The organism is Paenibacillus sp. J22R67 (assembly GCF_059692175.1).
On sequence record NZ_JCAUAX010000003.1, the window covers coordinates 953311 to 971172 of the forward strand.

Below are 17862 nucleotides of genomic sequence, written 5' to 3' on the forward strand. Positions count from 1 at the left end.
ATTCGGAGGTGAAAGCGATGGGGAAAGAGATTATTAATGGTGTCTGGAGCACGATGATTACGCCTTTCAATGAAAGGAATGAAATTGATTATCCTGCTTTAGGGGATTTGGTCGAATGGTATATCGCTCATGGAGTAGATGGACTGTTTGCCGTTTGTTTATCAAGTGAAATGTTCTATTTATCGCGTCAGGAAAGAAGTGAATTGACCCAAATTATTGTAGGCAAAGCGTCGGGCCGGATACCGGTTATAGCATCGGGGCACGTTTCTGATTTCCTTGAAGAGCAGGTAGAAGATATTATTGCAATCGCCGGAGCCGGAGCGGATGCCGTCGTCCTGGTTACGAATCGGTTAGCTCGGGAAGATGAATCTGATCATGTTTGGAAAACTAATCTGGAACGATTGCTCGAGATGTTACCTGTAGACATTTCACTCGGTTTCTATGAATGCCCTTATCCATATAAAAGGGAGCTTTCGCCAGCATTGCTGGAATGGTGTGCAGGGACAGAACGGTTTTTGTTTCTGAAAGACACCAGCTGTTCACTTCCGCTAATCAAGGCCAAGTTGAAAGCGGTAGAAGGAAGTCAACTTAAAATTTTTAATGCGAATGCAACAACGCTGCTTGATTCGTTAAAGGCAGGAGCTGCAGGCTTTAGCGGGATCATGGCTAACTTTCATCCAGAACTTTACGTCTGGCTATGCCGTAATTGGTTTACCCAGCCTGTAGAAGCGCAGAGGTTGATGAATTTTATCGGAATGGCTTCTTCGCATGAAGGACAGCCTTATCCGATTAATGCCAAATATTTCATAAACTTGGATGGTGTGGGTATTGGACTCCATTCACGTTCAAGGAAGTTTGAGGACCTCAACGAGACCGGAAAGCAAATGGTCGAGCAGTTTTATGCAGTGTCCAAAGAATACTCCGAACAGTACAAATAGTTTTGTGTTGAAAGAATCACGGATTTAACTAAATCATGATAATAAAAAAACATGAATGGAGTTGTCTCCAAATGACATATTTGAATTTGATACAAGCAACAGTCGTATATTCCAAGGATGCTAAGGGTGCGGAAGCCAAAGCGGTCGATGTCCTAATCGAAGAATTGGTTAAACGGACGGGGATTACGCTGCATCGCTCGCACAGTTACCCGGAAGGTAACACTCCATTTATTGCAATCGGAACGCCTGAATCGATTGATCGAATAGGCCCTACCCAGCTGCATGAAGACATTCCTGCTCTATCACCAGAAGGATTTGCGTTGAGAACTGTGTCTGAAGCTTCACGCCAAGCTGTTTTTGTCGTCGGTGCAGATGCCCGGGGCGTTCTCTACGGAACGGGAAAGCTTTTGCGTCTATTGCACTGGGGAGACAATGTCATACAGCTGGATCGTGAGCTCAACCTGACTGAAGCTCCCAGCTTTTCAATCCGAGGGCATCAGCTTGGGTATAGACCTAAGAACAATGCATATGATGCCTGGAGTGTGGAGCAGTTCGACCAATATATCCGGGATTTAGCTATTTTCGGCGCCAACAGCATTGAAATCATGCCGCCGAGAACCGATGATGATGCCACAGGGCCAGTGATGAAGGTTGAACCGATGGAAATGATGATTCGGCTATCAGAAGTCATTCATTCTTATGGTCTCGACACTTGGGTCTGGTACCCAAACCTCGGAAATGATTTCTCTGATCCGAAAATAGTCGAAGCAGAACTGGCCGAACGCGAACAAATATTTAGCAAGGTTCCCCATATTCAACACGTCTTCATTCCTGGCAGTGATCCTGGCGATTTGGATCCTGAACCGCTGTTCGTATGGTGCGAAAAAGTTGCGAGACTGCTACACACTTATCACCCAGATGCTCAGATTTGGTTGTCGTCGCAGGTCATGAATGCGGATCCATCCGCATGGAAGAAGGGGTTTTATGAGCAACTGAGCAAGGAGCCGGATTGGCTTGGCGGCATCGTGTTTGGCCCTCATGTGGATGAAACTCTGCCCGAGCTAAGGAAGATCGTTCCACAGAAATATCCGATTCGCCGCTATGAAGACATCACGCATAATTTCCATTGTCAATATCCAGTAGCTGATTGGGATCTATCATTTGCGCTGACCCTAGGTAGAGAAAGCACCAATCCGCGTCCTTTGGCGCAAAAACAAATTCATAATGTATTCGCCTCTTATGCTGTCGGCAATATTTCTTATTCTGAAGGCATTAATGACGATGTGAACAAATTCGTATGGAGCGATCAAGATTGGAATCCACAGATACCGGTGGTGGAAACGCTACGAGATTACGGCAGGTGGTTTATCGGCTATGAGCAAGCAGATGGAGTAGCACAAGGACTGCTAGCACTGGAGGACAACTGGGTTGGTCCGCTCTTGGCGAACGGAGGAGTGGAAGTGACCTTGCTGCAGTGGCAGCAAATGGTAAGGGAGGCACCCCGGAACGTACTGAACAATTACCGTTTTCAGATGGGATTGCTCCGGGCTTACTATGATACGTACACGAAGCGTAGACTTGTCTATGAAACTGAGCTGGAATATAGAGCGATGGATGCGCTGCGGGAAGTGGAGCTAACGGGAGCAGTGGTTGCTGCGAAACGGGTTGAACAAATCCTTGCCAGGGCTGTATCTGAGCCCGTTGCCCAGGATTATCGCAGGCGGTGCGATGAATTGGCAGACCGTTTATTTGAGAATATTGGGTACCAGCTTACTGTGACACGGCATTTCGCGATTGCTCAGGATCGCGGTGCATTCATAGATGCGATCAACTATCCCTTGAACGATTCCCGTTGGCTGCGCATCCGATGCGCCATGATCCACAAGGCTAAGGATGAGGCAGCACGATTGGCGATTATTGATGAAATACTGAATCGGACGAATCCCGGACCCGGTGGCTTTTATGATAATTTGGGATCGTACCGCAGCAACCGCCGTATTGATCCGGGGCAGGGTTGGGCCAACGATCCGGGTTATTTGGCCTCGCCAAGAACCGCTCATGCCGTTTATTTGCTATCAGCCGGTCGTGCAGAGGAAAAAGAAAAGGAGCTTGGCGGCATACCTTTAGCTTGGATCAATCATGTGAATGTGATGCTCGACACCCCGATCATCGTCCGTTATGAGAACCTTGATCCGTCGGCAGATTATAAATTGAAAGTGGCCTATGTGGGGGAAATTGGGGTGGAGGCGCACAAAGCTGTTCAAGTGAAATTGACAGCGAATGATTCCTTCATCGTTTACGAGAATCTTCCAGTAAATGGGTCAACGGTCACTATACATGAATCTTTTATCCCTCACGAGATTATAAGTGAGGGGAAATTGAAGTTAAGCTTCCTCCGTATGAAAGGAACCAAGCGAATGAATATTGGAGAGATTTGGCTAATTCCTTGCACGCCAAACCAAACCATGGCTCACGAAGTTAAACACAGCTAACCATCATCAAAAAGAAAGTGACAACGTAAAAAAGCTATTACACTTCTATTAATAGGCGAGGTGTAATAGCTTTTTTTCCAAAGTGTGAACTAACCATAAATGATACAAGGTGGAAAAATGGAACAAAACCAAAAAAGGAGCTTAAATGAAACGCAAAATACTAAAGTGGGTGTTAATTTTGCGCGAAGGAAGTGATATATTTTGAAAGCGTTAACTTGATCTAATAAGGAGGAGAAATGATTTGACTTTTCTTAATACATTCGTTGGCAAAACAATGAGAAAGAGGATCGTAGAAAACAAGTATTTATACATCATGATTTTTTTGCCCATTGTCTATTTTATCCTGTTCAAGTACGTTCCGATGATTGGCATTGTGATAGCATTCCAGGATTATAATTTTGTGAGAGGTATCTTACATAGCGAGTGGGTTGGTTTCGCACATTTTCGCGAGTTTTTAATAGATCCCTATTTTTGGAAACTCGTACGGAATACAGTTACGATCAATATATACATGCTCATTTTTTCTTTCCCTGCTCCAATTATACTGGCTCTGGTCATAAACGAAATTAAATTTCTACGTTTTAAAAAACTCGTACAAACAATCAGCTATCTTCCACATTTTTTATCAACTGTCATTGTATGCGGAATGGTCGTGAATTTAATGTCCAATGGTGGATTAATCAATCAGCTGTTAGGGAGCTTTGGAAAGGAGCCTGTCCCATTTTTGATGGATGCGGGATGGTTTCGCAGTATTTATGTGAGCTCGGAAATCTGGCAGGGTGTAGGTTGGGGCTCCATTATTTATTTAGCTGCCCTTACTTCTGTCGACTTGCAGCAGTATGAGGCTGCTAAGATGGATGGAGCCAATCGGTGGCAGCAAATTTGGAACATTACGATCCCTGGGATCATTCCTGTTTTGACGATTATGTTTTTACTTAGCTTGGGTAGCATCATGACTATCGGTTTTGAAAAAATACTGCTCCTATATACCGGACCTACCTATGAAACAGCAGATGTGATTTCGACCTATGTATATAGACGCGGATTGCTTTCCAGTGATTTCAGTTATGGTACAGCAGTTGAACTGTTCCAATCGGTAATTGCCTTAGTATTTATTACTTCAGCGAACAAAATTTCCCGAAAAGTCGGTGAAACTAGTTTATGGTAACGCGAAAAATCGGACTCGGTTCTTTCTTTTTTAATGCCATCATTTATTCGTTGATAATCGTCATGCTGTTCACCTTTTTATACCCCCTATATTATGTCGTTATTGTATCTGTCAGTGATGGACTTAGCGTCATGAGGGGAGATGTAAAATGGTTACCCGTTGGATTCAATTTTGAAGCCTACCGTGCCGTACTTGACAATCCTTTAGTCGTTCGTGCGTATGGCAATACGATCTTATATACGGTCGTCGGAACTTTCATCAATGTCATGATGACTGCCCTATGCGCATACCCGCTATCTCGAAACCGGTTTTATGGAAGAAATGTTTTTACCGTTTTCATTATTATTACCATGTTATTTCACGGTGGTTTAATCCCCAACTATCTCGTTGTTTATAATTTGCATATGTTGAATTCCATCTGGGCGATCGTCATACCTACGGCAATCAATGTTTGGAACATGATCATCATGAGAACATTCTTTCAGAACATTCCGAACGAGATTTACGAGTCGGCTCATATGGACGGTGCGCAAGATATGAAGATCTTTTTTCAAATCGTGCTCCCGCTTTCCATGCCAGTCATTGCAACCATGTGCATGTTTTATGCGGTTGCCCATTGGAACAGCTTTTTTCCGGCGACGCTTTACCTGAGCGACTCCGATCTGTACCCAATCCAGGTTATTGTGCGCAATTATGTGATTGACGGGCTGGTCAGTAGCGGCAGCAATGCTGAGAGTGATTCGAAAACGATCGTGACCAGCATGAAATATGCATTTATTTTTATTACCCTTCTACCGATTCTTGCTGTATATCCGTTTATTCAAAAGTATTTTGTCAAAGGTGTGATGGTTGGATCGTTAAAAGGATAATACTAGCCTTGAAAGGAGTGATGACGCTTCATTATAAAACATGGAAATTTTAGGAAATTGAAAAATGAAAACAAAAATAGTATTCTAGGAGGGTATCAATTGGCTAATCAAAAAAGCAAACCAGCTGTCATTTTATCCTTTGTTTTGGTTCTAGTCTTGATTATCTCGGCATGTTCGAGTAATACGGCAAAAAAGAGCGCGGATGAACCGAAGACAACACAACCTGGAACTGCTCAACCTAGTGGTAAACTGCTGGACGCTCCTTTAACCCTTAAAGTGTTATATGGTGAAATCAACACCAAATCGCCAGTATTTGATGCTATGTTTGAGAAGACAAATGTCAAATTGGACTTTGAGCTTGCACCCGCTAACTTAGATCAACGGTTGCAAACCATCTTCGCTACGAATACTTTACCAGATATCATGAAGGTGGCTAATGGCAATCAACTTTTTGCCAATGCAGCAAAAGACGGGCTTCTGCTTAATATTAGTAATTATATGCAATATGCGCCGAACCTCTCTAGATTAATAAAGGAAAACCCGGCTATCAACAACAACAAAGTGGACGGCAAATTTTACTCCTTCCCACAATTGGGAAATTGGAGACTGCAGCTTGCTGGTGCACCTATGATCCGAGTAGATTTAATTAAAAAGCTAGGATTGCAAATGCCTAAGACTTTCGACGATTTATATACTGTTCTAAAGAAATTTAAAGAAGCATATCCGGATTCGATTCCTTATACAGGCAGAGAAAACGCCAAGAAACTGCTAAATGAAATATCCTTTGCGATGGGCTCAGGAAACAGGATGTACTTCGACCCGGCTATAAATGGCGGAAGTTGGTCTTATGGGCAAGCTCATCCTGAATTTAAACCGGTACTGGAGTTCCTCAACAGACTTTATAAAGAAAAGCTGCTAGATCCGGATTATGCGGTGAATACCGGTGATCAAATGAAAGAAAAACTGGCTTCAGGTAAAGCGTTATTCTATTGGGACAATAACTCCTTTGGAGTTAATTTTAATAGTGCGTTGAAAGCCGTCGACCCAAATGCGAAATTCGATCTACTGCCTCTACTGCAGAACGGGCAGGCAAAGCCGAGAGCGGCAATGTATGTTAAGGATTGGCTGCATCACTACGCCATCAGTGCAAAAGTGAAGGATCCTGAGAAAGTTGTTAAATTCATGGATTGGCTGTATAGCCCTGAAGGCACACGCTTAATGAACTATGGAATTGAGGGTCAACACTATACGGTGGTAAATGGCCAACCAATGATGAAGGAAGATATCGTCAAGAAGTATGCAGATACGAAAGATCCCTATCGTTTCATGCAAAAGGATATCGCTGTTGGATTTGAGGCTTTCGATCCGAATGTAGATGAACACCCGATGGCTCAAGTTTCCGATCCGGAATTAACCCGTTGGGCTTCTCAAATGACAGAAGCTAATGGATATTTCCAAGTACGCAGTATTCCTCCTTTTAATAAGGAAGAAAGTGAAAAATTAAAGAAATTAATTACAAAGGTAGATACGTTGGTAGATCAGGAAATGGATAAATTTATTATTGGCGTTCGCCCAATATCTGACTATGATAAGTTTATAAAGAGTTTGGCAGACAATGGCGTGGCGGAAATTGAGAAAATCTACAGTGAAGCTTACATTCGCGCTAACACACCGTAAAACCTGAAGAAGGGGAGGTTAGGTTCAATGATGTTCAAAAATAGAATTAAATTGTTCATTCCGTTGAACCGACTTTTTTATCGTATTCTAGGTTATTTCTTATCCCTTTTAGTCCCTATATTAATTATAGGGACAGTTTTTTATTTTAACTCAACCAGCCGAATGCAAGAAAACTATACGCAAAAAGTAGAAATGAATTTACGTTCATCTGTTGACACAATTGAAATTTATTTGCGTACGATTCAAGATTCAAGCGCAAATTTTTTCTCGGAAAATAAAGATCTGCTACGTCCGTATGACGAGTACAGTCTAGCAGACAGAGTACGTATTCCAGAAATCCCTGCAACGTTAGGGCGCATTTCTAGTAACCTAGGTGTGCTGATTGATTACATATTTGCTTACGCAGATACGGAAAAAGTCTATCTTCCTGATGGACTTAACGATTTCAACTTTTTTTTCGATCAATATTATCATATGAATGCATACGATAAAAAGTATTGGGATAATAAGCTTATGAGCGGGGCTTTCCTTGAGATTCTGGATGTTACATCCCGAGTTAGTCAAAGTACTTCGCATGCCAGAAATGTGATACCGTTCGTTTTCACAAACACGAGCAGCGGAAATAAGGTTGTTCTGGTGACGACTGTGCCAACGGATATGATTCTAAAGACAATTCAGAACCATGCAGTGATGGATGCGACTCAAATGCTTGTCACGGACAACCGCAATCGGGTAATTGTGAGCAGTGATCCGAATTTGAGTGATCCTTCTGTTATTGAGAAACTGCACAAAATTTTTAATTCAACTGAAATGTCTCACAGTGAAGTAATGCTTGGAAATAAAAAATTTGTCGTAAGCCGCATCATTTCAGAGAGTTATGGGTGGGATTATTATAACGTCGCACCTATAAGTGAATTCAACAAGGATACCAGTTATTTTGTTGCTTCAATCATGGTAATCTGTTTTACCCTTATTCTGATCGGTATTATTTTTTCTTTTATCTTTGCCTATAACCTGTACAGCCCCATAAAAAGGTTTCGCGATGTCCTCAGTGATGCAAATGATATTACGGACGAAATGAATAATGAAACGGGCAAATACAATGAGTTTGATTATATCGGCAAGAGGATCAATAGCTTAATCGAACGTAATCATAAAATCAAAAGCAAGCTGGAAACGCAATCAGCCGAATATCTCAAGGAGTGTTTAATCAATTTATTCCGTGGTATGAAATCGAAGAGCGGGCAAGAAGAAATTGGGGAAATGTTAAGAAATGACATGATGTTTCTGAAACCAATGTATATGTGCTTCGCCATTCGTTTCTACTTCAAAGAGTCATTTTATAACGAGATTCAAGATGTGGATAGAATGAATATTTTGAGCAAGATGGGGAACTTGATGGGGGGATTGTTGCGTTCCTATGTGGATGTCTTTTTGCTTGAGGAAAAAGAAAACCTCTACATCGGCATCTTTAATTTAAATGACCTCGAGGAAACCATTCAATTGAAGAAAGCTTTGCAGAAAATAATCGATACCTTTCATTATGATTCGCGTTATTGCCTCATACGTATCGGGCTCGGCAAGGAGTACCAGGATGTATTGGGAATAGCCAAATCCTATTCAGATGCAATGAACGCTTTGGAAACCAGCGATGAGAAAGCGGATTTTCAGATCATCGATGCGGAGACGCTTTCGGATGAGCTCATGCATGTTTCCTATTCCTTTTTGGATGAAAACAGCATAATTAACTGCTTAAAAGCAGGGGATAAGGAAAATCTGCAACTAAAAGTCGACGAGGTTGTGAAGAAAAACAAAGAGAAGCATTTGCCCCGTCATCTTCTTACAAATTTGCTTAGAGAAATGTATAATACGGGCTGTAGGTTTTTAATTGAGCGTGGTTTAATGCCACATAATATAGCCGGAAACGAAACTCTATTTAAAGGCGACGACAACGAAGAGGAGAAGGTAAATCTACTCCTGTTTTTTGACACGATCATTGAACAGACTACGACACGAAATCGTAACACATCCAATGAGATCAGCTCCGTAATTATCAAGTATATTGAGGAGAATTATCACAGTGATCTGGGCCTAGAGAAAATTGCAGAGGGGATGGGTGTTTCCGCCAAGTATATGTCACGGATTTTCAAAGAAAAGACAGGCATTAATCTTACCGGATATATCAGCTGGTACCGAATTTCCAAAGCGAAGGAGCTGCTCGTAGAAACAGATCTGACGATTAATGAAATTGTGGATCGGGTAGGTGTTTACAGCAGAACGACTTTTATTCGCTTGTTTAAAAAGTACGAAGGCACAACCCCTCATTTATTTCGCAATTCCAACAGGAATAATTAAAGTATAGGGATGACAAAAAACTTAAGGAGCACAGGCAAAGCCTATGCTCCTTTCTCTTGAAATTAAATATGGATACGGTTATCAGCGTTCTCTAACCGATCGCCCAGCCTCCGTTTGATTTCATTGATATTGCGTGACATTTGGGCTGTGAAAGCAGTCATGTCGGAGGCGTGGACGAAGAGGTTCAAACCTTCTTGTCCCCAAGCAATTTCCTGCTCAACACCCCAAAAGTAATGTATACCGGCAGCTACATTAACTAATCTTGCCTTACGGATGATCGTGCTGACAGCTTCCTTAAACACAGGGTGATCGTATTGTTCGGGCACATTCAGGCTACAGGATAAATCATGGGGGCCGATCAATACTCCGTCCAGCTGAGGAACCTGCAGGATTTCATCTAGTGCCTCGAGAGCGGGCCCGCTTTCAATATTAACAATAAGAATATTTCCTGAATTAAACTCTTCTAGATAGGATTTCAGAGGTTCCTCCGGCTTGTCTGTTCCACTTAGAATATTACTTAATTTCTTCCCTTTGATTGGCCGCAGCTTAACTGCTCCACGAAGCGCCTGTACCTGCTCCGGTGTTTCAATATAAGGGGCAACAATTCCTGCCGCTCCTGCATCCATAGCTTTACTTGCCTCATAGGGATCCGGTGATGGTATGCGCACGATTGGCGCAAGCCCGAGTGCAGTATAAGTTCTGCACATCCAGGAGAGCATGTCTCGATCGATGGACATATGCTCCGTATCGATAAAAACGAAGTCGAGATTTAATTTTTTGACTTCGGTAGGCCAACGGGGTGAGGTCGAAACGATCAGTGTCCCATAAGCTCGTTGTCCATTGCGGAGGTGATTCTGCAATTCTTTATTGTTCATATGGATTCTCCTCTTTTCTTACCTTTTTACTTTAATTACTGCCTTTTTTATGAGTGATGGCTGCTTATCATATAAGCAAGGCATGTGCGCATCTTGGGGATAAAATATGGCGAAGGCACCCTCATGAACTACAAATTCATGTCCCTTTCCTTCCAAAACCATGTAGTCTTTTTCTGCAAGGAAATCTTCCGTTTGATGCAGATCCTCTACACATGCATACCCCATCCGTTCTGAGCCTTGCACCATATATTGGATATCGATGTAGCGATTATGGGCTTCCCAGAATTGAGCTTCCTCGCTTTTTGTTTGATACTCCTGCAGCAGCAGAAAAATATCATCACCTTCAATTTCATACTTGCCAGGCTGCATGGTAATGAGGGGGGCTTCAATTAAATAATTAAAGGCTCTGGTGAATTTAGGGTGCAGGTCTTTGTAAAAATGACTATGATCCAGTCGGTCGATGATCAAATGAATTCCCCATTTCTCTTTTTTCTTAACAATTTCAGGTTAACTTAATCAAATAGGAAATGAAACGTCCACTTTCGGAAAGGCTGTTTCAATTTGGCCGTATGTTGTCTTAACATTAATTAAATTTTGTTCTATTTTGATAGGCTTGTTCCATCGCGACAGATAAACCGGCATAATCGCCGACTTGTTCACCTAATCCGGCTGATACGACCTCACAAACATTCAAGGAAATGGATAATGCCTCTTGCCGGAGCACGTTCATTACATTAGGCTCAAGGAGTCCTTGCTGGCGGCCGTAGATGCTGCCAATCACAATCCGCTCCGGGTTGAGCAGGTCAATCAGCATTGCCAAACCTTGACCTAATTGTCGACCTACCAGATCATAAACACGTAATGCGGTTGTATCTCCTGCTTGCGCAGCTTCACCTGTCTTTTGCGCGGTAACTTTCTCTAAATCATTCCATATTCTGCAGTAGGAGGGACTTTCTCCTTGTTGTAACGCGGTTACTGCCATGTTTTTCGCAATTTGTGCATATCCGCCGCCGCTGCAAAAGCCTTCGAACGAGCCCGCTTTGCCATATCCGATTGGACCAGCTGCTTTTAAACGGATATGTCCGACCTCTCCAGCCATATCATTCGTTCCGCTATAAAGCTGTCCGTTCAGAATCAATCCTGCTCCCATACCTGTGCCAAAAGTAAGAAAGATCATGTTCTTACAGCCCTTACCAGCACCCCAGTGCCACTCAGCCAATGCGCAAGCATTCGCATCGTTTTGCAAGCTGACCGGAATGCCGAATCGTTCTTGAACAGGAGTAATAATATCAATTTGATCCCAACCCGGCAGATTCGGCGGCGAGAGAATAAGCCCTTTCCGACTGTCTAGCGGACCACCGCAACTAAGGCCAATCGCAGCAACTTTTTCTTTCGGATACTTGGCAAGTAAGATTTCCAAAGAGGAAATAATCTGTTGGATCGCAGCTTCTGGATTCAAAGGTGTGGGAAAACGCATTTTTTCCATAATATCCATTTTGTCTTGCTCCACAGCACCTAAACTGACTGCGCATTTTGTTCCGCCAATATCAATTGCAGCTAATACTGTCATGAGGGGAAGAACACCTCCTCAAGCATCATGCACAGCGCATGATAGATGGGCAAATGCCTCTCCTGGATGTTAGGGGTTCGTTCCGATGGCACGCAGATCGTAGCATCGCATAGCGCTTTCATTTTGCCGCCTTCAAATCCGGTGAAACCGATCGTTTTCATCTCCTGCAGTTTAGCGACTTGTAAAGCTCGAAGAACATTTACTGAGTTGCCTGAAGTACTAAAACCAATCAATACGTCTCCCGGGCGGCCATATCCATTAACCTGCTGAGCAAAAATCATTTCCGAAGCTACATCATTTGCATAAGCGGTTAAAAAAGCGGAATGGCTGACTAGAGAAATCGCCGGCAAAGCACCTTGGAGCTTCGTGGCAATCGAAGTTCCTTCTCCAGGATATTCAGATTCAAATCGTTCAATTGTTGATGCTGGAAGCGGTCGTTTGGACATAAACCCCTTCATTAATTCTCCCACAACATGCTCACAATCTGCCGCACTACCGCCATTACCGCATAATAGCAGCTTACCGCCTTGGCTAAAGGAAACTCGCAAAAGCTCAAATGCTGCTTCTATCTCCGGTATACATGCTTCTAACTCCGGGTAGCGAGTCGTTGTAATTTTCAGAATTTCGTTCATTTAAATACCTCCATGTGATGACTTATATCCATCTCCGTCAAAATATTGCAGGTCTCTTTACTTTTTAATTATAAAGCCTACCTGTTTGGATACGAATAAACAAAAATGTCAATCGCTTATAGAATAATGCCAAGGTAATTCGCGAAGAAAGGTACTGTGCGCGATAGGGATGAAGGCAGCTCGATCGCCATCTCTATATCCGATCACGGATGGCTGCGGTGCATAAAGCCCATCCTCACAGAAAGCAATGCTGTTATCAAAGCGAAAGAAAATGTGTACGAGTTAATTTATTTAATATGTCAGGAGTACTTCAAAACTAGGTCAAACAGAATGGAATTATGAAAATCGAGTTTGTGGAGTATCTGATGTCCAGCTAACGGATAAAGGAAAAGAACAAGCAGTTGAACTTTTAAAAATAATAAATAAGATGCAAATAGACATTATACTAACTTCACCTCTGTTTAGAGCAGTTAAAACAGCTGAAATACTTTCAAGTGGTATTAGTAAAGACCTTATTATAGATCACAGACTTATTGAACAGGACTACGGGGTGTTTGAAGGAGCTTATCGAGACAATAATAAGTTTTTAGAAGCAAAAAGACATTTTCCAAGCAAGCTTTCTGGAGGTGAGTCAATTTTACAAGTAGCACAAAGAATTATTAATGTTCTTGATGAAATCAAAGAAAAGTATCAAAGTCAAAATGTTTTAATTGTAACCCATGGTGGTGTCTGTAGAATAATTAATGCATAATTTAATGAGCAGACGAACGATGAATTCTATCACTTTCATATTGGAAATTGTGAGTCGAAGGAATATCAAATTCATTGTTGAGCTAACGGGTAACGTTAGCTCAACGACAACAGGCTACTGAATCAATCGCCAGTCTGTTAATACGAACGGGCAGTTTAACGCTCAAAACATGAGGCTATCGTTTTTTTAATTGCGTGGAGGCCAGTCAGACGTAATAATAGGAAAAGAGGGAAACAAAGTTATTGGAAGGAAATGTGTCGAACATGGACAAGGAGAAAAAGTTTTTGGAGAAAGCCAAAACGTTGTATGTAACAGGCGAGATCATAACGGCGAAAGTGTACAAGGTCAGCCCGGAGCAGAAAGAGGAACTCGATCGTCTGTCGGCTGAGAGGCATGAAAAGTTGCTCGAGGAAGCAATACCAAAGATCCGTGCGCGATACGAGCAGCTGGACAAGCTCTGGCAGCAACAGCCGAAGGCCGACGACGGTGGCAAGCCTCCGAGTGATTCCGCTAACGCGAGACTATAGTTCACCGAGATCAGGGAGCAGGCCGCGGCGACCACTGCAGGATTCTTGAATCTCTTGTGGTATAGTGATGATATTGGAGGGGTTAAATGATTACCTTAAGACAAATGTCGGTGGCTTTCCTCATTCATGATGATAAAATGTTATTAATGGAAAAGCCCCAAAATAATAGTTTTGTTTCGGGAATGTTTGTACCAGTCGGAGGACACTTAGAGCAGCGTGAAATCAATAACCCAAGGGAAGCATGTTTTCGGGAAATTGAGGAAGAAACGGGTTTAACAAGCTACGACTTAACAGGGTTAGAACTCAAATATATAATATTGAGGATTAAAGAAACGGAAATTAGAATCCAATACGCTTACTTTTCACATGTCAAGCATATGATTGTTCGTGAAAGCGAAGAAGGTAAGCTCTCATGGGTAGATATTAAAGCGGTTACAGAGTTAAATGTGACCGCTACAACGAGATACATGTTGGAGCATTATTCTGAGAACAAAAACTCATCGGACATTTATGTAGGAACCATGAAATCCGATGGTAATGCCCCCGCAATAACTTGGGCGCTAATAGATGACTGGGAGAAAGTGAGGTTGGCATGAAGCTAACGAAAACGATAGCTAAATTGACGACCAAAACAAGGCTGCCAGTGGAATTGGTGGCCTTTTCTAACCTAACGAGAGAACGATAGCTTAACAGAGAATAGTTTAAAAATGGTAGGTACTTCTCACTCCTTAAAATAGTCTGTTAGTAACTGGCGGAATAACAACACTGTGGTAATATTTAGTGCATGGTTGTGCTCTATTTTGCAACAGATTCCACAGACAAGAGGTGTACGATGGTCGAAGAACTAAAAAATGAAATTATTAATGAATTAATCCATTTGATTCCGAGGGCTGTATCAGAGATTGATAAACCTCATAATGATAAGGTATGCTTTATCGCCCTTTATAGAGATGATTACGACCCATTAGTTAGCCTAATACAATTAGGATTGTTAAAGTATCGCCAAGAATGCTTTGAAAGTTCAGGGTTTTCTTTTAATTCAGGAGAACAGCCTGCTAAGTATCAGAATGACCTAACTGACGAAAAATTGAAAGAAAAAGAAAAACTATTAATCTCCATGTTGAACCCAGATGATTATTACGGCGAGTGGTGGAAGCAAACAGAACAGATTATGTTTGATGTATCCATGAGACTAAACGAATATGAATGGAAAGAAATCTTAGACATATCGGATGATTTTATTGTCTTTGTAGATTGGGAAGCATGGGGGGGCGACTTGTCAGTAAGCGTTCCAAAAGAGAAAATTGAGAACCTCATCAAAAAGGGGCTGTACGATGAGAAATTTATTAAGAAAAGTGATGAATAGATGGGTTCATTGAAACTAACGGAAGACGAGAACTTAATAAACAATAAGTAGAGGCTGCCGCAAATAGGCAGCCTCGTTACGTTAACGGGAGGATAGTTGAAGACCTTAGTAGAACTTAATATTTACAAAATAAAAAAAATGTTAGGGTGCAATGTTACTTGAATAAGCCAATTCAATATTATTTCAAATTACAAAAGTTCTCTTTTCTTATATTTGCTTTTATCTTTGGAGCAGGAAGCTTGTATGGTCTGATTTTCAATTTAATTCATGGGGATTACTTTCTTTCTGTAATATCATTTATTATAAGTTTAGTTTTTTCTTTTATTTGTTTTCGGACTAGTAAAAAGTATCAAATCGAAATGGAAATGAGACGTTAAGCTAACGGGAGACGTTAGTGGTAAGTTAGGGGGGGGGAGTTCGCCGAGGCCGGAAGTTGCTCCTTTTTTCTTTTAAGCGTGAGCAGATCTCCTCAACAAAATACAGGGAAATTATGTTATTATTCTGGAATGACATTTTGTTAAAAAGGAGGATTTCAATGAATATAAATGAAACCGGATTCATTTTGTTTTGTGAAAATTATAATGTGGTACTAAAATTTTATTCTGAAAAATTAGGGTTGCATGTTCGTAAAAAAGGAGAGCACTTATCCGTACTAGACTTCGGAGGTAGTTATCTCATGTTGGAGGATAAGGGGGTTTGCATCGATAAAAGAAAAAACACGGGCAGAGAATCCTACAGTTATTCGTTTTAACGTAAATAACTTTGAAGAGGCCGTCTCAGAGTTGAAGCAACGTGGCATTTTCGTAGATGTAAAGAAACATGATTGGGGAACGATTGGAGTAATTATTGACCCCGAAGGAAATCGGATTGAATTGAAGGATTAGATTTAACAAGGTAGCCAGTCAGATGTTGGCCACCTTTTTCAAGCCTAGAGGGGGTCACCTGATTGAAATATATCGAGGTCGGCATTGGGAATACCTGGATGGTTCGTACGGAAATGGAACTTGCTGACGGGTCTGAATTTGAGCAAAAAGGTATTATTATGCCAATTATTTTTCGATCCTGCTATTTTAGAATATGGTTAGGCAAAACAGTTATTATTGTGGACTCCAGAGAAGGTTTGAAAAGAATGAAAAAGACACGACATGCTTTTAAACTTATCTTTGGATTAACATGTTATGATGAAAAGTCCCGGGGTTGAACTAACGGTGAACGTTTGTTCAGTGAGAAACTAGACGAGGCTGCCGGTATTAATCGGCAGCCTAGTTGAAGTAAAGGGCAGCATAATGTAACAAATGGTATATAAATAAGAGTAGCCTGTAGGGGGGAGTTAAATGGATTTTCTTATAAAACCATATGAATGTGCTGGCCCAATTTCGTTGGGAATGACAAAAGAACAAGTCAGGGACGTAATGTCTGAGAAACCGGACGATAAGCATGATATTCGGGGAGCATACACTGATTTTTTTGGCAATTCGGTAGTCTTTGTTTACTACACGGGAGAACATGGAATTTGTGAAGCTATTGAATTTTGTCAGCCAACAAAAGCGGTATTCAATGGAAGACCATTAAATGGGGTTCCTTTTATAGAAGCAAAGCAGTGGTTGGAACAATTTGATAATGCATTAGAAGATGAAGAGAATGTGGGAGTTACATCAAATAAACTTGGTATTGGGCTATATGCACCTGATTATGATGAAGACGAGGGATCTGGAGCACTCGTAGAAGCAGTAATCGTTTTTAGAAAAGGGTATTACGACTAATGGTATCATAACACTCATTGAATCTAACGAGAAACCATAGCTTGATAAATCTTGATAAAACACCAGTGTAGGTAGCCGAGATCTAGAGGTCGCCTTTTCCCCGCTATACCAGCTAATAGCTTGTCAATATTTCCAGAGAATTAAGTGAAATTCATGTGGTATATTGAAAAATAGGCATGCCAAATAACCCTCCCATTTTTTCCGTTTTGGAAGGTTATGCCAATAATCATCAGAGTTAAGTTAGCCGGAGTGTCTTTTTGCTTTTAATGATGGCATAAAGCCAATGGACAAGCTTATTTGCACAAGCTACTAGTGCTACCTTATGCGGTTTTCCTTCAGTTCGTTTGCGTTCGTAAAACTCTTTGAGCCGAGTGTTGCGGGAACGAATTAGTCCGCATTGGACAGCCATAACTAGCGCATAACGAAGCTGCCTAGAGCCACGTTTGGTTATTCGATTGTGGGTAGCAGTGAACTTACCTGAAGCGAAAACACTTGGATCAATGCCTGCAAAGGCGACTAATTTTTTAGGATGATCAAATCGGTCGAATTCTCCAATTTCAGATAAAATTGTTGCAGCAATTTTAGGTCCAATACCGGGAATCGACTGAATTAAATCATATTCTTCAATTTCTTTAGCCAGGGCATCAATGTTTTTTTCCAATTCAGCTAGATGCTCCTGGTACTGAAGAATGAGAGTAATTAAGATCCTTAGGTTAATCAAATGGCTAGAATACATGGTTTGCTGATAGGGATTTTGTTTTGCCGAATCTAACAGGCGTCCAACCCTTTCGTTAATCCAGTTTTCTGAGCGCCCGCGTTTAGAGGAAAGTAGAAGACTGATCTTGGTATACAGCGTTGCTTGATCGGCTAATAGAACCG

Annotated in this window: 17 protein-coding genes and 1 pseudogene; 13 read left to right on the forward strand and 5 right to left on the reverse strand. The window is 41.6% G+C overall.

Annotated features, from left to right (window positions below; translation table 11 throughout):
- Positions 1-17 precede the first annotated feature (17 nt).
- From AC58VC_RS16300 to AC58VC_RS16325, 6 genes are all read left to right on the forward strand, one after another.
- Complete coding sequence (locus AC58VC_RS16300; RefSeq protein ID WP_497369766.1) at positions 18-938, forward strand: dihydrodipicolinate synthase family protein; 921 nt, start codon at positions 18-20, stop codon at positions 936-938.
- Between the two features lie 71 nt (positions 939-1009).
- Entirely contained in the window at positions 1010-3430 is a 2421-nt protein-coding gene (locus tag AC58VC_RS16305) for an alpha-glucuronidase family glycosyl hydrolase (RefSeq protein WP_497369767.1), read from the forward strand.
- A gap of 241 nt (positions 3431-3671) precedes the next feature.
- Entirely contained in the window at positions 3672-4598 is a 927-nt protein-coding gene (locus tag AC58VC_RS16310; RefSeq protein WP_497369768.1) for an ABC transporter permease, read from the forward strand.
- Positions 4592-5467 carry a carbohydrate ABC transporter permease gene (locus AC58VC_RS16315; RefSeq protein ID WP_497369769.1) on the forward strand — a complete coding sequence of 292 codons (876 nt, stop codon included), beginning with the start codon at positions 4592-4594 and terminating at the stop codon, positions 5465-5467. The genes AC58VC_RS16310 and AC58VC_RS16315 overlap by 7 nt, the downstream gene beginning before the upstream one ends.
- A 99-nt stretch (positions 5468-5566) precedes the next feature.
- Positions 5567-7144, forward strand: a complete 1578-nt coding sequence (locus tag AC58VC_RS16320) for an extracellular solute-binding protein (RefSeq protein WP_497369770.1) — start codon at positions 5567-5569, stop codon at positions 7142-7144.
- 162 nt (positions 7145-7306) lie between these two features.
- On the forward strand, positions 7307-9499 hold the full coding sequence (locus tag AC58VC_RS16325) for a helix-turn-helix domain-containing protein (RefSeq protein WP_497369771.1): 2193 nt from the start codon (positions 7307-7309) through the stop codon (positions 9497-9499).
- 62 nt (positions 9500-9561) lie between these two features.
- Here AC58VC_RS16325 and AC58VC_RS16330 read toward each other — a convergent pair whose 3' ends face one another.
- From AC58VC_RS16330 to AC58VC_RS16345, 4 genes are all read right to left on the reverse strand, one after another.
- A complete protein-coding gene (locus AC58VC_RS16330) occupies positions 9562-10374 on the reverse strand; it encodes an HpcH/HpaI aldolase family protein (RefSeq protein ID WP_497369772.1) in 813 nt (270 codons plus the stop codon).
- Between the two features lie 18 nt (positions 10375-10392).
- Positions 10393-10842 (reverse strand): NanQ anomerase/TabA/YiaL family protein, encoded by a 450-nt coding sequence (locus AC58VC_RS16335; RefSeq protein ID WP_497369773.1) that lies wholly within the window; start codon positions 10840-10842, stop codon positions 10393-10395.
- Positions 10843-10957: 115 nt separating this feature from the next.
- On the reverse strand, positions 10958-11944 hold the full coding sequence (locus AC58VC_RS16340; RefSeq protein WP_497369774.1) for an ROK family protein: 987 nt from the start codon (positions 11942-11944) through the stop codon (positions 10958-10960).
- Positions 11941-12576 (reverse strand): D-sedoheptulose-7-phosphate isomerase, encoded by a 636-nt coding sequence (locus AC58VC_RS16345; protein WP_497369775.1) that lies wholly within the window; start codon positions 12574-12576, stop codon positions 11941-11943. Before AC58VC_RS16345 ends, AC58VC_RS16340 begins: the two co-directional genes overlap by 4 nt.
- 331 nt (positions 12577-12907) lie before the next feature.
- On the opposite strand from AC58VC_RS16345, the pseudogene AC58VC_RS16350 reads away from it, so the two are divergent.
- The 7 genes and pseudogenes from AC58VC_RS16350 to AC58VC_RS16380 all read left to right on the forward strand — a co-directional run.
- Positions 12908-13327, forward strand: a pseudogene (locus AC58VC_RS16350) (histidine phosphatase family protein); the annotation flags it as partial.
- A 254-nt stretch (positions 13328-13581) separates the two neighbouring features.
- The gene (locus tag AC58VC_RS16355; RefSeq protein ID WP_497369776.1) at positions 13582-13854 is read left to right on the forward strand and encodes a hypothetical protein; all 273 of its coding nucleotides are present in this window, start codon (positions 13582-13584) and stop codon (positions 13852-13854) included.
- 86 nt (positions 13855-13940) lie between these two features.
- On the forward strand, positions 13941-14450 hold the full coding sequence (locus tag AC58VC_RS16360) for an NUDIX domain-containing protein (RefSeq protein ID WP_497369777.1): 510 nt from the start codon (positions 13941-13943) through the stop codon (positions 14448-14450).
- 236 nt (positions 14451-14686) lie between these two features.
- Positions 14687-15220, forward strand: a complete 534-nt coding sequence (locus AC58VC_RS16365) for a hypothetical protein (RefSeq protein WP_497369778.1) — start codon at positions 14687-14689, stop codon at positions 15218-15220.
- Between the two features lie 740 nt (positions 15221-15960).
- The gene (locus AC58VC_RS16370; protein ID WP_497369826.1) at positions 15961-16104 is read left to right on the forward strand and encodes a VOC family protein; all 144 of its coding nucleotides are present in this window, start codon (positions 15961-15963) and stop codon (positions 16102-16104) included.
- Positions 16105-16166: 62 nt separating this feature from the next.
- Entirely contained in the window at positions 16167-16421 is a 255-nt protein-coding gene (locus AC58VC_RS16375; protein WP_497369779.1) for a DUF3977 family protein, read from the forward strand.
- A 133-nt stretch (positions 16422-16554) separates the two neighbouring features.
- Complete coding sequence (locus tag AC58VC_RS16380; RefSeq protein WP_497369780.1) at positions 16555-16983, forward strand: hypothetical protein; 429 nt, start codon at positions 16555-16557, stop codon at positions 16981-16983.
- 235 nt (positions 16984-17218) lie between these two features.
- Here the strand turns inward: AC58VC_RS16380 and AC58VC_RS16385 are convergent.
- Positions 17219-17862: IS110 family RNA-guided transposase (locus AC58VC_RS16385; protein WP_497369781.1), on the reverse strand; the 644-nt coding region annotated here is incomplete at its 5' end.

What these genes read in the sequence shown, in the direction of transcription:
- AC58VC_RS16380 (WP_497369780.1), top strand. Translation starts at nt 16,555, where the DNA reads ATGGATTTTCTTATAAAACCATATGAATGTGCTGGCCCAATTTCGTTG.
- AC58VC_RS16340 (WP_497369774.1), bottom strand. Translation starts at nt 11,944, where the DNA reads ATGACAGTATTAGCTGCAATTGATATTGGCGGAACAAAATGCGCAGTC.
- AC58VC_RS16345 (WP_497369775.1), bottom strand. Translation starts at nt 12,576, where the DNA reads ATGAACGAAATTCTGAAAATTACAACGACTCGCTACCCGGAGTTAGAA.
- AC58VC_RS16325 (WP_497369771.1), top strand. Translation starts at nt 7,307, where the DNA reads ATGCAAGAAAACTATACGCAAAAAGTAGAAATGAATTTACGTTCATCT.
- AC58VC_RS16305 (WP_497369767.1), top strand. Translation starts at nt 1,010, where the DNA reads ATGACATATTTGAATTTGATACAAGCAACAGTCGTATATTCCAAGGAT.
- AC58VC_RS16300 (WP_497369766.1), top strand. Translation starts at nt 18, where the DNA reads ATGGGGAAAGAGATTATTAATGGTGTCTGGAGCACGATGATTACGCCT.
- AC58VC_RS16365 (WP_497369778.1), top strand. Translation starts at nt 14,687, where the DNA reads ATGGTCGAAGAACTAAAAAATGAAATTATTAATGAATTAATCCATTTG.
- AC58VC_RS16315 (WP_497369769.1), top strand. Translation starts at nt 4,592, where the DNA reads ATGGTAACGCGAAAAATCGGACTCGGTTCTTTCTTTTTTAATGCCATC.
- AC58VC_RS16330 (WP_497369772.1), bottom strand. Translation starts at nt 10,374, where the DNA reads ATGAACAATAAAGAATTGCAGAATCACCTCCGCAATGGACAACGAGCT.
- AC58VC_RS16360 (WP_497369777.1), top strand. Translation starts at nt 13,941, where the DNA reads ATGATTACCTTAAGACAAATGTCGGTGGCTTTCCTCATTCATGATGAT.